Consider the following 12,556-nt stretch of genomic DNA (forward strand, 5'->3'; position numbering starts at 1 on the left):
CCGTTCGACGCGGGCTCCCCGTTCCCGGCGAGGGGCGCGGGGCCGCGTCGACGTGCGGCTTGGCCGCGTGGGCGCGACCGGCCCCGTACGACCGGTGGACGGCCTCAGCGAGCAGCCCGGGGCTTCGGCTCCGGATGCGGCGCGCACGCGGCGCGCCGCACCGGCAGCCGTCCCTCCAGCAGATACGCCTCGACATAGCCGTTGACGCACGCGTTCGGCCCACCGGCGATCCCGTGCGTCCCCGCGTCCCGCTCGGTGACCAGCACCGATCCCGACAGCCGCCGGTGCAGCTCCAACGCCCCCTCATAGGGCGCCGCCGCGTCCCGCTCCGCAGCCAGGATCAGCGTCGGCGGCAACTCACCGGGCCCGGTGCGCACGTCCAGCGGCTGCTGACGCGGCGCCTGCCAGTACGCGCACGGCAGGTTCATCCACACGTTGTCCCACGTCTCGAACGGTGCGACCCGCGCCAGCCGGCTGTTGTCCCGGTCCCACACCTCCCACTCCGTCGGCCAGGGCGCGTCGTTGCACTCCACGGCCGTGTAGACCGCGCTCGCGTTCTCCGCCTCGACCGCCGCCTCCCGGTGCGGCGCGGCCAGATCGATCAGCGGCTGCGGGTCGCCCTTCAGATACGCCGACAGCGCGTGCGCCCGCGTCGGCCAGTAGTCGTCGTAGTACCCGGCCTGGAGGAACAGGTTCTGCAACTGCCCCGGACCGACCTTCCCGCCGGCCGGCTCCGCGGCGAGCCGCGCCCGCGCCCAGTCGTAGCTGCGCTGCACGGCCTCCTCGGTCTCGCCCAGCCCGTACACGCCGTGGTGGCGGGCGATCCACTCCTTCACATCCGTCCAGCGCCCCTCGAACGCCGCCGACTGGGCGAGGTTGTTGTGGTACCAGATCCGCGCCGGGTCCGGGTTCACCGCCGAGTCGAACACCATCCGCCGGACGTGCGAGGGGAACAGCGTGGCGTACAGCGCGCCGAAGTAGGTGCCGTACGAGGAGCCGAGGAACGTCAGCTTCTCCTCGCCGAGCGCCGCGCGCAGCACGTCCAGGTCGCGGGCGTTGTTGAGGGAGTGGTAGTGGCGCAGCGCGTCCCCGGACCGCTCGGCGCAGCCGCGCGCGTAGGTCTTCGCCTGCGCGATGCGCTCCCGCTTGTACGACTCCGAGGGATGGGTCGGTGCCTGGGTGGGGCCCTTGAAGACCTCCTTCGGGTCCCGGCAGGACAGCGGGGCGGAGCGGCCGACGCCGCGCGGGGCGTAGCCGACCAGGTCGTATGCGGCGCCGATCCGCTTCCACTCGGGGAGCATGCCGACCAGCGGGAAGTGGAAGCCGGAGGCGCCGGGGCCGCCGGGGTTGAAGACCAGGGCGCCCTGCCGGGGCACCTTGCGCTTGCTGTTGTTCGGGTCGCGCTGGGTGGCCCGGACCCGGCTGACGGCGAGTTCGATCTGCCGGCCGCCCGGCCGCGCGTAGTCGAGCGGGACGCGTACGGTGCCGCATTCCATCCGGCCCGGCAGGTCCTGGCCGTCGTCGGCGCACGGGCCGAACTCGACGCCCTGGGCCGCCGCCCGGGCGACGGCCACCGCGGTGCCGTTCGCCTCCGGGGGCGCCGGCGTGCCGGGTGCGCTGCCGGCGGGGGCGGCGGCGAGGGTGGTCAGCAGCAGGGACCCCGCGGCCGTGTAGAGGGCGGCAGCTCTCATCGCGTACTCCCTTTCGGTGCGCGGCAGCGACAAAAGGGATGTTTCGTTCGGGGGTCGGCGAAGGCAAGCACCGGCGGGCCGGTGTCGGCGTCCGTGCTTCCACGCGCCCCCCGAACAGGTCTGCCGGGGGTTTGCGCCGGCTCGGGGAACGGGCGGTCAGCCGAGGGCGGGTCGGTCGGACCAGGACGGTCCGCGCCGGGCGAACGCCGCCCGTAGGTCCGGTTCGCCGACCGCGCGGATGCCGTGGACGGCGACCGAGGTGAGGTACGCGCGGTCTTCGGCGTGGCCGGGGGAGTCGCCGGAGCCGGTGGAGCCGCCGGGGTGCCGGGGCAGTGCGGCCAGCAGGCGCTGCCCGGCCGGGGAGGCCCATCGCGAGTACGGGTGCGCCTCGATGCGCGCCAGGATCAGGCAGCTCAGGGAGAGGGTGAGCGGCAGCGCGAACCAGAAGGCGATCAGCGGGCGCGCCAACCCCGGTTCACCGGGCAGCAGCAGCGCGGTCACGCCCAGCACGACCACGGCGACGGCGGCGGCGCGCACCCGCTGGACGCCCGCCGCGACCGACGTCCGGGCCCCGGCCGGCACGGCCAGACCCGCGCGGACCAGCCGGTCGGCGAGCCCGCGCACCGCGTCGGTGGCGGCAGCGGCGGCCCGTATCGGAGCGATGGGGGACTGCCCCTCCGGGCCGATCGCCCCTATCACCCAGCGCTCGATCTCGTCCCGCCCGCGCGGGTCGACGACGGTCGCCCAGCCGGTGTGCGCGAGCAGCAGCCGGCGCTGACGGGCCATCGAGACCAGGGTGAGATCGGCGACCCGGGCCGGACCGCCGGACAGGAACGCGGCCTCGTAGAGCGTCAGATCGTGCGTCCCGGTCACGTCGGCCGCCCCGGTCGTGCGCGCGGCGGCCAGACACAGCGAGGTGCACGCCGCGCCGGCGGCGGCCCAGGCGAGCAGCAGGAGCAGGACCCAGAACATGCGGTGTTTCTATGTCAGCGGTCCGATGAACGCCATGCCCCGTTCACTATCCGGACGGAGCGTTGTCGGCATGTGACGTTCCGTTTCGCGTGCGCCCCCGGCGGGGGCCGGCACATCATCGTCAGGTCTACGCCAACTTCCGTAAAAAGGCCGGGTGTCGGGCGTCCGACTACGGCGACGGGGAGCCGTTGCCGGTCAGCACCGCAGCAGCACCCGGCGGGCGCCGCGGGTGAGCCGTACCGCCGGACGCGCCGAGTACGGCACCGGGCCGGACCGCTCGCGCCACCACGCCCGCACCTCGCGCCGTACCCGCGCCTCCAGCCGGCCGGAGCGCAGCAGGTGCTCGGCGAAGTCCAGGGCGTCACGCCGGTAGCCGCCGGCCATCGGGCGGCTGTGGGCGTAGGCGAGGAACTCTGTCCGGTACGTGTCCCCCAGGAGTGCCGGCAGCTCCGGCGCCACCTTCCCCACGACGCCCGCCCGCTTCCCGGCGAGCGCCCGCGCCTGCACGCCCAGCCGCACCCGGTCGAACCCCTCCGGGGCCGGTGTCCCGGCGACGAGCGCGGAGAGGAGGGCGGTCTGGGCGAGAGCGAGGCGTTCCCGGGCGGACGCGGAGGTCTCGGCAGAGGCGGGTGAGTCGGTCGCGGGGACTGCGGCAGAGGCGGTCGAGGCCGGTGCCGGAGCGGCCGTCGCTCGCGCCCGCCCCTCCGCCAGCGCCTCCCGGATCGCCCTCAGTTCCCCCTCCAGCTCCGCCGGCTCCGGGAAGTTCTCGTCCCGCTCCAGCAGCACGCCCGGAGGTGACACCCGGGAGGCGAGGTCGGTCAGGATGTCGAGGACCGGGCGCGGGACGGGGTGGGCGTGGCTGTCGTGCCAGACCCCGTCGCGCTCGAAGCCGCCCGCGACATGGACGTACGCGATGGCTTCCAGGGGCAGTTCGGCGAGCGCCTTGGCGGGGTCCTCGCCGCGGTTGACGTGGTTGGTGTGCAGGTTCGCCACGTCGATCAGCAGACGGACGCCGGTACGGTCCGCCAGCTCGTACAGGAACTGACCCTCGGTCATCTCCTCGCCGGGCCAGGAGATCAGCGCGGCGATGTTCTCCACCGCCAGCGGCACCGGCAGCGCGTCCTGCGCGATCCGTACGTTCTCGCACAGCACGTCCAGCGCGTCCCGGGTGCGCGGCACCGGCAGCAGATGCCCCGCCTCCAGCCATGGCGACGCGGTGAGCGGGCCGCCCGCGCGGACGAACGCGATGTGCTCGGTGACCAGTGGCGCGCCCAGTGCCTCGGCCCGCTCGGCCAGCGCCGTGAGCCGGTCCGGGTCCGGACGGTCCGCGCCGCCGAGGCCGAGGGAGACGCCGTGCGGTACGACGGTCACCCCGCGCTCCCGCAGCCGCCGCAGCGAGTCGGGCAGATGGCCGAGGCAGACGTTCTCGGCGACGACCTCCACCCAGTCGATGCCCGGCATCGCCTCCACGGCGTCCGCGATCTCCGGCCGCCATCCGATTCCCGTTCCCAGTCGCCGCATGGTCCCCCCACTTCCACGTTCTCCAGCAGGCGTGAGGGGGGTATGGCCCCGGCCCCGGGCCTCGAACCCTCGCGCAGGCACCTTCAGAGCAACATTTGAGGTTCGGTGCGAGCGGCTGCGAGGCCCGGTCCGGCGGCCGGTGGTCACACCCTGCGGTAGCGGGCCAGCGCGATCGAGAACAGGCCGAAGACGGCCAGACCGAGCGCCACCAGGCCGAGCAGCCAGGGCCCCGCCGGGGTGTCGGTGAGGGCGCGCAGAGTGCCGTCCACGCCCTTGGCCTTCTGGGGGTCGTAGTCCACCGCGGCGATCAGTACGAAGACGCCGGCCGCCGCGTAGACGAGGCCGCGCGCCACTCCGCCGGTGACCCCGAGGACGTCCACGACGTGCCGGACCCGCCGGGACATCTGGGCCTTCTTGAGGTGCTTGTGGAACGTACGCCGGGCCGCGCGCACGCCGATCCCGATGCCGACGCCCAGGACGACCAGGCCCACGAGGCCCACGAGCCAGCGGCCGAGGGGGAGTTCGAGGGCCCGCGCGGTCAGGTCCCGGGACTTCGCGTCGCTTCCCTCACTGTTCTTCGAGGAGGTCACGAACGTCAGCACGGAGAACGCCACGAAACCGTAGAAGACACAGCGCCCGGCGTTCAGGGCACGCTTGGACGCCTTGCGGCCGTCCGGGCCGGACGCCCCGAAGACGGCCTCGGACAACCGCCACAGGGCCATGCCGAGCAGACCGGCGCCGATGGCCCACACCAGCGCCTCACCGAACGGCTGCCGGGCCAGCTCCTGTACGGCTCCGCTGCTGTCCGCCTCCCTGGAACCGCCGCCGTCGGCGATGCGCAGCGCCAGCACCCCGATCAGCAGATAGATGGTGCCGCGCGCCACCAGACCCCAGCGGGCCGCGGTGTCGACGACGGAACCGTTCGCCGCCCGGCGGGCCCCGGCGGCTCCCGCGCCGCGTGATGCGCGGAGGCGGGCCCTCAGGCCCCCTCGTGTCACGGACGATCCCGTCGCCATGGCCGCTGCCCTCCCGTCGTCGACCCGCCCCGGCGGTGTTCGATTACCGGCAGGAGCCCGGATGCCCCCGCCGGGGCGGGATATGCGCCCGCCGCCGCCCGCACGCGTGGGTTCGCGGTGCGGACGGGGTGTGAGGCGGCGGTCACCGACGGCGCAGCCTGCCGAGGAACGTGCGGGCCCGTGCGCGGGTGCGGGGATCCGACGCGGCGCGGCGCGCCGACGCGATGGTCCGCCGGCCCTGGGGGGTGCGGCTGTAGCGCTTGATCCGGTCGAGTATGCCGGGCATGACAACCTCCGTTGAGTCGTGACTCGTGACTCGTGACTCGTGAGTCGTGTCTGCGTCGTGAGTCGTGTCGTGCGTCGTGAGTGTGGTGCGGCAAGAAGCGCTCGGCTCCTCTCCGCCCGTCTACCCGCGTGACGCGGTCGAACGCAGAGCCGCCCGTGCCGGCCGGCCGAGTTTGCCGGCGGCGGATGCGGTAACGCGCACTCCATGGCCAACTCACAGGAGCAGGAAGGCAAGACGGGACGCGCCGCCCGTACGACGAAGACGGCCGCGTCCAAGGCATCCGAGAAGACGTCGTCGTCGACGGCGGCGGGCGCGAAGGCCGCGACGAAGGCGGGGGAGAAGGCCGCGTCGTCGGGAGCCACCGCCGCGCGGGCCGCCCGGTCGGCGTCCGCCGGGGCATCCCGGGCGGTGACGTCCGCGGGCACCGCGCTCGCGGGCACCCGGGACACCGTGGTGTCGGCCGCGGGCCAGGTCGCCTCGGCCGCCACCACCGCGTGGACGGTCGTCAAGAACCGCCGGCTCATCGCGGCCGGAACCGCGACGGGCGTGACGGCCCTGGCCACGGCGTCCTTCGTGGCCGGCCGCCTCGTCGAGCGCAGCGGCCAAGGCCCGATCACCCGCATGACCGGGGGCCGCATCTGACCGCCCGAACGCCGCGCCCCCCACGTCCCCTGCCGGGCTGCCGGCAGACCCACCGACCGATCCCTCACCCCACGGCACGGCACTTACGGCCCCGCTCGTGAGCGATCCGGGCGGGGGCGCCGGGGTGCTCCCTGGCGAGGCCGGGCGAGTCGGCCCCGGCTAAGGGGGGCACGGCCTCCCACCTCTGTCCGGGGCCCCACCCTTGTCCGGGGCCCGCCCTGCCCGGGGGCCCGCCCCTGTCCGGGGCCCGCCCTGTCCGGGGGCCCGCCCCTGTCCGGGGCCCGCCCTGTCCGGGGGCCCGCCCCTGTCCGGGGCCCGCCCTGTCCGGGCTCAGGTCTGGCGTCGGCGCAGGGCCGGGTGGTCCGCGACCACCGTGCAGGAGCCGGGGGCGACTTCGGTGTAACCGGCGTCGCGGACCACGGGAAGCCCGCTCGTCGTGAGGTCGCGCCAGTACGCCGGGTCGGCGGTGCGCACGGCGAGGGGGAAACCGGCCTCGCGCCAGGCCGTGCGGTCCTCGTCGCCCAGCTCCCACCAGGCGAGCTGGGCGCCGTGCCCGGCCTGGGCCATGGCCTTGCCGGCCGACATCCCCACCTCGGGGTTCAGCCACAGCACGGGCGTTCCCCGGTCGGCGGCGACCGGCGGCTCCGGGTCGTCGAGTTCGGTACCGGACACCTGGAGCTTGGCCAGCTCCTTCGGCCAGCCGTCCAGCGGCACCGGCGGGAACACCCGCACCTCCGCCGTCTTCCCGGTGACCGTGATCCCGGGCAGCGCCGCCGCCTTGCGCCACTCGGCGCCGCGCGCCCGCCGGACCACCTTGCGGATCCGCGCGTCCTGCCAGTCCCGCACGGCCTGCGCCCATTCCCCGTCACCGACCGACCGCTCGTCGCTGAGCATCACCAGCACCGCGCGGGCCGCCGTCTCGAGGGCGTCGGTGCGGGCCGGGGGCGCGGCGCGCTCGATGCGGACGACGAGGGGCAGTACGAACTGCGGCGCTGCGTCGCGGGGCGAGCGGGCGAAGCGGAAGGGCGAGTCGCCGGGCACGGGGGAGTCGGGAACGGAGGCGTCGTGTGTCACGTTCTTCAGTCTGCCAGGCGGAAGATCGGGGGACAGGGGGGCCGTATGAGGCGGGAGCTGCGGCTGGAGGGGGTGGGCCGCCGCTATGGTCCGCGCGGCTCCTGGGTGCTGCGCGGCGTCGACCTGTCGGTGCCGCCCGGTGCCCTGATCCGCGTGGAGGGCGCCAACGGCACCGGGAAGTCGACGCTGCTCCGCCTCCTCGCGGGCCTGGACGCGCCCACCGAGGGCCGGATCACCGGCCGCCCCCGCACCGCCTACGTCCCCGAGCGTTTCCCCCCGGCCCTCCCCTTCACCCCCGTCGCCTACCTGCGCCACCTCGGTGCCGTGCACGGCCTCTCCCGCGCGGCGGCCGACCGTGCCGCCGGCGTCTGGCTGGAGCGCTTCGGCGCCGGGGCGTACGCCCACGTGCCCCTGCGGGAGCTGTCGAAGGGCAGCAGCCAGAAGGTGGCCGTCGCCCAGGCCCTGCTCGCCGACCCCGAGCTGCTGGTGCTGGACGAGGCCTGGACCGGCCTGGACGCCGCCGCACGGGAGGAACTGGAACGCGCCGTCGCCGAGCGGACCGCCGCCGGGGGCGCGGTCGTCTTCGTCGACCACGACCCGCGGCGGCTCGCCGGTGCGACCGACGCCGTGTACGTGGTCCGCGATGGTGCCCTGCACCGCCGTCGTACGGACGACACCGCGGCGTCCCTGCCCACCGGCCCGCAGGTCGTCGTCGAGGCGCAGGGCCCACCGGGCGCGCCTCTGCCCGCCGAGGCCGGGCGGATCGTCACCGCCGCCGGGACCGGCGGCGGCACCCAGGTGCTCACCGCCCCCGCCACCCACTCGGACGTGCTGCTCCGCGTCCTCCTGACCGCGTCCCCGCCCTGGCACATCGTCTCCGTGCGCGCCCCCGTCCCTCCCGTCGCGCCCGTCACCCCCGCCGACCCGGAAAGCCCTCGATGACCGGCCTGACCACCCTGACCGGCCTGCCCGCCCTGCTCCGCTACCAGGCCGCGCTGCTCGCGCGGTCACAGCGCTGGCTGCCGCCGTTCATCCTCTACGCCGTCTTCCTGGCCGTGAGTGTCCAGGGCGGGCAACCGGTGCTCGACTCCCTCGGGTACGCGGCCGCCGCCCTGCTCCCCGTGGCCGCCTGGCTCACCCGGATCTGCGCCGAGGGGGAACCCGCCGCCGCGCGCGCCTGCGCCGCCGCGGCGGCCGGACCGGCGCGGGCGCACCTCGCCTCGCTGCTGGTGGCGTTCGGGGCCGCGACCGCACTGGGCGCCACCGCCACCCTCGTGGTGACGCTGATCAGCGATCCGGCGAGTGCCGACGGGCAGATCCGGGTGCCCCGGCTCCCGGCCGGCACGGCCGGTCTGCTCGCCACGCTGGCCTGCGCCCTGCTCGGCACCGCCGTCGGCGCGCTCACCAGCCGCCCGGTGCTGCGCTCGACCGGCCGGGCGGTGCCCGCGCTGCTGCTCGCCGCGCTGCTGGCGCTGGTGGTGACCGGCTCCCCGGCGAACGCGGCGGTCAGCGGCCTGGTCACCGGATCGCGCTCGGGCACGGTCCCCACGCCACTGCTGCCGCTCGTCGGCGCGGCGCTGCTCGCGGTGGGCGCGACCACCGTCGCGAGCGCGCTGGCCTCCCGAAGACCGGCCTGAGCCGAAGAACGGCCCGAGCCGAAGAACGGCCCGAGCCGAAGAACGGCCCGAGCCGGAGATCAGCCCCAGCCGGAGATCAGCCCCAGCCGGAGATCAGCCCCTGGCCGGAAATCAGCCCGAGCACGCGGTGCGCTGGGCCTCCTGCCACTCGCAGACCGGGCAGAGCGTGATCCCCTTGTACGACTCGGGGTACTCCGTCGGCTCCCGGCACAGCACGCACTCCGCGTACGGCGGCCCGTCCGCCCTGGGCGGCCTGGTCGCGTCGATCAGGCAGTAGTCGTTGACCTCGGCCTCGCTCATACCTCCAGCGTAGGCCGGTCAGCGCGGTGCGGACCCGATCAGTTGCGACACCTTCACGAAGCGGTAGCCCTGGCGGCGCAGCTCGGGCACGATCGTGCGGATCGCGGCCTCGGTCGTCGGGGCGGCGCTGCGCGTGCAGTGCAGGACCACCACCGAGCCGGGCCGCACCCCGTCCAGCACCTGCCGGGCCACCGCGTCGGCGTCCGTCGAGAACGCGTCACCGCTCACCACGTCCCACTGCACGGCCGTCACCCCGGTGCCGCTCAGCGCGCGCAGGGCCCGACGGTCGTAGCAGCCGCCGGGGAAGCGGAAGTACGGCTTCGCGTCCGGCACGCCCGCCGCGCGGAAGGCGGCGTACGCCCGCTCCACGTCCGCTCGCATCCGGTCCTCGGTGACGGTCGGCAGGCCGTAGCAGTCCTCGGTGAACGCGTAGTGGCTGTAGGAGTGGTTGGCGACCTCGAAGAGCGGGTCGCGGCCGATGGAGCGGGCCTGCGCCGGGTACTCCTCGGCCCAGCGGCCCGTCATGAAGACGGTGGCCGGCACCTTCAGCGTCCGCAGCGTGGCGATCAGCCGCGGATGGTCGAACCGCTCGCCCGCCGCCGCCCTCGGCCCCTGGTCGGCGGTCATGTCGGCGTCGAAGGTGAGCGCGACGGTCTTGTCGTCGTCCCTGCGGGCGCCGTGGTGGAACACCGGCGTCAGCCCGCCGGGACCCGGCGCGAGGGTGGGCGGCCGGGACACGGCGGGCGCGGAAGACGCGGGCGGGGCGCCCCGGGAGACGGTGCGGGCGGCCTCGGGGGCGCCGCACGCGGCCAGCGAGGCGAGGGCGGCGCCGAGCGCACAGACGGCGGCGACACGTCGTACGAGGCGTACGGGTCCTACGGGTCGTACTGGAAGGATCATCGTACGAACGTAAGCGGGCGAAGGGGGTGAAACGGGCCCGCGTCGCCGTCGGTGCGCTCGGCGTCCGCCGGAAGTCACCCGGCCGGACGGGCGGGGCCGGACGCTACCGGCGCCAGGGGCCCGTCACCGCGAAGGTCGTGCCGGGCCGGTAGCAGTTGACGTACATCGTCCGGCCGTCGGGGGAGAAGGCGACACCCGCGAACTCGCCCCACTCCGGCTGCTCTTCCGTCCCGATGTTCTGCCGGCCGCGCGCCATCGGGTACACCTCTCCCTTGCGGGTGACGCCGAAGACGTGCTGGCCGCCGTCGCCGTCCTCGCACACCATCAGGCCGCCGCTGGGGGCGAGGCAGATGTTGTCCGGGGACTCACCGGGCAGCTGCACGTCGGTGTCCGGACCGAAGACGATCACCAGGGTGAGGCGGCGCTTGTCCGGGTCGTAGCGCCAGATCTGCCCGAAGTGGTCGGCGGCCGAGCCCTCCCGGCTGCGGGCGTACGACGACACGAAGTAGACGCTGCGCCCGCCCCAGTAGCAGCCCTCCAGCTTCTGCGCGCGGGTGATGCTCTTCCTGCCGTAGTCCTGGAGGCGGACCGGGGTCTGGGCGGCCAGCGGGTCCGGTACGTCCACCCACTCGACGCGGTCGAAGCAGGCGCCGGGCTCCTGGACGGCCGACAGGTCGGGCACGTCCGGGACCCGCATCGCCTGGAGGCGTCCGCCCGCGCGCAGGGCACCGGTGCCGCCGAGCGGCTTGTGCGGCAGGAAGCGGTAGAACAGGCCGAAGGGCTGGACGAAGGCGTCCTCGGTCTCGTAGACGATGCCGTTTCTCGGGTCGACGGCGACCGCCTCGTGCTGGAAGCGGCCCATCGCGGTCAGCGGGACCGCTCCGGTGCGGCGGGGGTCGGCCGGGTCGACCTCGAAGATGAACCCGTGGTCCTTGGCGTAGCCGTTGGTGCCCGCCTTGTCCTCGGTCTCCTCGCAGGTCAGCCAGGTGCCCCAGGGAGTGGGGCCGCCCGAGCAGTTGACGGCGGTGCCGGCGATGGCGACCCGCTCGTCCAGGACGTCGCCCCGGGCGTTCAGGGTGAGGGCCGTACAGCCGCCCTTGCCCGCCGGGTCGTAGGTGAGGCCGTCGACGGTGGGGACGCCGAGGCGGGCCGTCGCGCGGTTCTCGTGGTTGCGGACCAGATGCACCCGGCCGCCGCGGCCGGGCAGGGCGGCCATGCCGTCGTGGTTGGAGGGCACCGGGCCCTCGCCGGAGCGCAGCGGGTCGCCCTCACGGGACAGCACCCGGTAGCAGAAACCTTCCGGCAGATCGAGCAGGCCGTTCGGGTCGGGGACGAGCGGACCGTAGCCGGTGTGGCCCAGTTCCTGGGCGGCGGCCGTGCCCGCGAACAGCTCGGAGACGGCGCCGGTGAACGCGATGCCCACTCCCAGGGCACCGGTGCGGGAGAGGACCTGACGGCGGGTCACAGACATGGAGGAACCTTCCTGCTGGCGGACAGGACAGTTGATCCGCTGTGTCTACCATCTGGTTCGCGTCACGGGAACAACGCGCGTAGCACCTTCACGTGTCGAGGGCGGGCGGAGGCCGGTGCCCGGGTTCCGCGTCGGCGCCCCGTTCCAGGAAGCGCAGCAGCTCCACCGGGATCGGCAGCACCAGGGTGGAGTTCTTCTCCGCCGCCACCGCCATCACCGTCTGGAGCAGTCGCAACTGGAGCGCGGAGGGCGCGTCGGCCATCTGGTGGGCTGCCTCGGCGAGCTTCTTGGAGGCCTGCAGCTCGGCGTCGGCGTTGATGATCCGGGCGCGGCGCTCGCGGTCCGCCTCGGCCTGCCGGGCCATCGACCGCTTCATGGTCTCCGGCAGCGACACGTCCTTGATCTCCACCCGGTCGACCTGGACGCCCCAGCCCACGGCCGGGCTGTCGATCATCAGCTCCAGGCCCTCGTTGAGCTTCTCCCGGTTGGACAGCAGATCGTCGAGCTCGCTCTTGCCGATGATCGAGCGCAGCGAGGTCTGGGCCATCTGGGAGACCGCGAACTTGTAGTCCTCGACCTTGACCAGCGCGCTGGCCGCGTCGATCACCCGGAAGTACACCACGGCGTCCACCCGCACGGTCACGTTGTCCCGGGTGATGCCCTCCTGGGCGGGCACCGGCAGCGTGACGATCTGCATGTTGACCTTGCTGAGGCGGTCGACGATCGGAACGATCATGGTGAAGCCCGGCTGGCGTACGTCGCCCATGAGCCGGCCCAGCCGGAAGACCACCCCGCGCTCGTACTGCTTCACGATCCGCGCCGCCGCCGCGACGTACACCACCCCCGCGGACCCGACCGCCGCGGCCGCGGTCAGCAGCTCCTCCACCATGGCGACCCCCTCACTCAGAGGTCCGAGATGCCCGATGCTGCAACGATATGCCCGGGGATGGGGTGGGGGCCATGAGAGAGGGTGAGGGGGCGGGTGCCGAGACGGCGGAGAAAAAGGGCCCGGCGGTCGGCCGGGGCCTGGGAGGCCCCGGCCGACC

Annotated in this window: 13 protein-coding genes; 3 read left to right on the top strand and 10 right to left on the bottom strand. The window is 74.5% G+C overall.

The window, feature by feature from the left end; translation table 11 throughout:
- Positions 1 to 104: 104 nt before the first annotated feature.
- The 5 genes from ACIG0D_RS25065 to ACIG0D_RS25085 all read right to left on the bottom strand — a co-directional run bounded on the left by ACIG0D_RS25065 (position 105) and on the right by ACIG0D_RS25085 (position 5,486).
- Positions 105 to 1,691: an alpha/beta hydrolase gene (locus tag ACIG0D_RS25065; protein WP_399804880.1), complete on the bottom strand. Its 1,587-nt coding sequence runs from the start codon at positions 1,689 to 1,691 to the stop codon at positions 105 to 107.
- Between the two features lie 156 nt (positions 1,692 to 1,847).
- On the bottom strand, positions 1,848 to 2,663 hold the full coding sequence (locus ACIG0D_RS25070; protein ID WP_399804883.1) for a TIGR04222 domain-containing membrane protein: 816 nt from the start codon (positions 2,661 to 2,663) through the stop codon (positions 1,848 to 1,850).
- Positions 2,664 to 2,858: 195 nt separating this feature from the next.
- Positions 2,859 to 4,184 (bottom strand): DUF692 domain-containing protein, encoded by a 1,326-nt coding sequence (locus ACIG0D_RS25075; RefSeq protein WP_399804885.1) that lies wholly within the window; start codon positions 4,182 to 4,184, stop codon positions 2,859 to 2,861.
- A 143-nt stretch (positions 4,185 to 4,327) separates the two neighbouring features.
- The gene (locus ACIG0D_RS25080; protein WP_399804888.1) at positions 4,328 to 5,182 is read right to left on the bottom strand and encodes a DUF1206 domain-containing protein; all 855 of its coding nucleotides are present in this window, start codon (positions 5,180 to 5,182) and stop codon (positions 4,328 to 4,330) included.
- Positions 5,183 to 5,342: 160 nt separating this feature from the next.
- Entirely contained in the window at positions 5,343 to 5,486 is a 144-nt protein-coding gene (locus tag ACIG0D_RS25085; RefSeq protein ID WP_399804890.1) for a hypothetical protein, read from the bottom strand.
- A gap of 204 nt (positions 5,487 to 5,690) precedes the next feature.
- Between ACIG0D_RS25085 and ACIG0D_RS25090 the strand changes: the two genes are divergently transcribed.
- The gene (locus ACIG0D_RS25090) at positions 5,691 to 6,128 is read left to right on the top strand and encodes a hypothetical protein (RefSeq protein WP_399804893.1); all 438 of its coding nucleotides are present in this window, start codon (positions 5,691 to 5,693) and stop codon (positions 6,126 to 6,128) included.
- Between the two features lie 330 nt (positions 6,129 to 6,458).
- Here ACIG0D_RS25090 and ACIG0D_RS25095 read toward each other — a convergent pair whose 3' ends face one another.
- Entirely contained in the window at positions 6,459 to 7,202 is a 744-nt protein-coding gene (locus ACIG0D_RS25095) for a peptidyl-tRNA hydrolase (RefSeq protein WP_399804896.1), read from the bottom strand.
- 45 nt (positions 7,203 to 7,247) lie between these two features.
- On the opposite strand from ACIG0D_RS25095, the gene ACIG0D_RS25100 reads away from it, so the two are divergent.
- Positions 7,248 to 8,144 (top strand): ATP-binding cassette domain-containing protein, encoded by an 897-nt coding sequence (locus ACIG0D_RS25100; protein ID WP_399804899.1) that lies wholly within the window; start codon positions 7,248 to 7,250, stop codon positions 8,142 to 8,144.
- A 23-nt stretch (positions 8,145 to 8,167) separates the two neighbouring features.
- On the top strand, positions 8,168 to 8,839 hold the full coding sequence (locus ACIG0D_RS25105) for an ABC transporter (protein ID WP_399805281.1): 672 nt from the start codon (positions 8,168 to 8,170) through the stop codon (positions 8,837 to 8,839).
- Between the two features lie 111 nt (positions 8,840 to 8,950).
- On the opposite strand, the gene ACIG0D_RS25110 is transcribed toward ACIG0D_RS25105, so the two are convergent.
- The 4 genes from ACIG0D_RS25110 to ACIG0D_RS25125 form a co-directional block, all read right to left on the bottom strand.
- Entirely contained in the window at positions 8,951 to 9,139 is a 189-nt protein-coding gene (locus tag ACIG0D_RS25110) for a hypothetical protein (RefSeq protein WP_166002848.1), read from the bottom strand.
- Positions 9,140 to 9,157: 18 nt separating this feature from the next.
- The gene (locus ACIG0D_RS25115; protein ID WP_399804903.1) at positions 9,158 to 10,039 is read right to left on the bottom strand and encodes a polysaccharide deacetylase family protein; all 882 of its coding nucleotides are present in this window, start codon (positions 10,037 to 10,039) and stop codon (positions 9,158 to 9,160) included.
- A 103-nt stretch (positions 10,040 to 10,142) separates the two neighbouring features.
- Complete coding sequence (locus tag ACIG0D_RS25120; RefSeq protein WP_399804906.1) at positions 10,143 to 11,510, bottom strand: alkaline phosphatase PhoX; 1,368 nt, start codon at positions 11,508 to 11,510, stop codon at positions 10,143 to 10,145.
- Positions 11,511 to 11,598: 88 nt separating this feature from the next.
- A complete protein-coding gene (locus ACIG0D_RS25125; protein WP_399804909.1) occupies positions 11,599 to 12,399 on the bottom strand; it encodes a slipin family protein in 801 nt (266 codons plus the stop codon).
- Between the last annotated feature and the right edge of the window lie 157 nt (positions 12,400 to 12,556).

Origin of the sequence: Streptomyces sp. NPDC052773, assembly GCF_044547145.1 — a bacterium.
Lineage (GTDB): Bacteria > Actinomycetota > Actinomycetes > Streptomycetales > Streptomycetaceae > Streptomyces.

Bases quoted from the DNA above. Each gene is read 5' to 3' on its own strand.
- ACIG0D_RS25115 (WP_399804903.1), bottom strand. From the start codon at position 10,039: ATGATCCTTCCAGTACGACCCGTAGGACCCGTACGCCTCGTACGACGT.
- ACIG0D_RS25110 (WP_166002848.1), bottom strand. From the start codon at position 9,139: ATGAGCGAGGCCGAGGTCAACGACTACTGCCTGATCGACGCGACCAGG.
- ACIG0D_RS25090 (WP_399804893.1), top strand. From the start codon at position 5,691: ATGGCCAACTCACAGGAGCAGGAAGGCAAGACGGGACGCGCCGCCCGT.
- ACIG0D_RS25075 (WP_399804885.1), bottom strand. From the start codon at position 4,184: ATGCGGCGACTGGGAACGGGAATCGGATGGCGGCCGGAGATCGCGGAC.
- ACIG0D_RS25085 (WP_399804890.1), bottom strand. From the start codon at position 5,486: ATGCCCGGCATACTCGACCGGATCAAGCGCTACAGCCGCACCCCCCAG.
- ACIG0D_RS25120 (WP_399804906.1), bottom strand. From the start codon at position 11,510: ATGTCTGTGACCCGCCGTCAGGTCCTCTCCCGCACCGGTGCCCTGGGA.
- ACIG0D_RS25100 (WP_399804899.1), top strand. From the start codon at position 7,248: ATGAGGCGGGAGCTGCGGCTGGAGGGGGTGGGCCGCCGCTATGGTCCG.
- ACIG0D_RS25065 (WP_399804880.1), bottom strand. From the start codon at position 1,691: ATGAGAGCTGCCGCCCTCTACACGGCCGCGGGGTCCCTGCTGCTGACC.
- ACIG0D_RS25125 (WP_399804909.1), bottom strand. From the start codon at position 12,399: ATGGTGGAGGAGCTGCTGACCGCGGCCGCGGCGGTCGGGTCCGCGGGG.
- ACIG0D_RS25070 (WP_399804883.1), bottom strand. From the start codon at position 2,663: ATGTTCTGGGTCCTGCTCCTGCTGCTCGCCTGGGCCGCCGCCGGCGCG.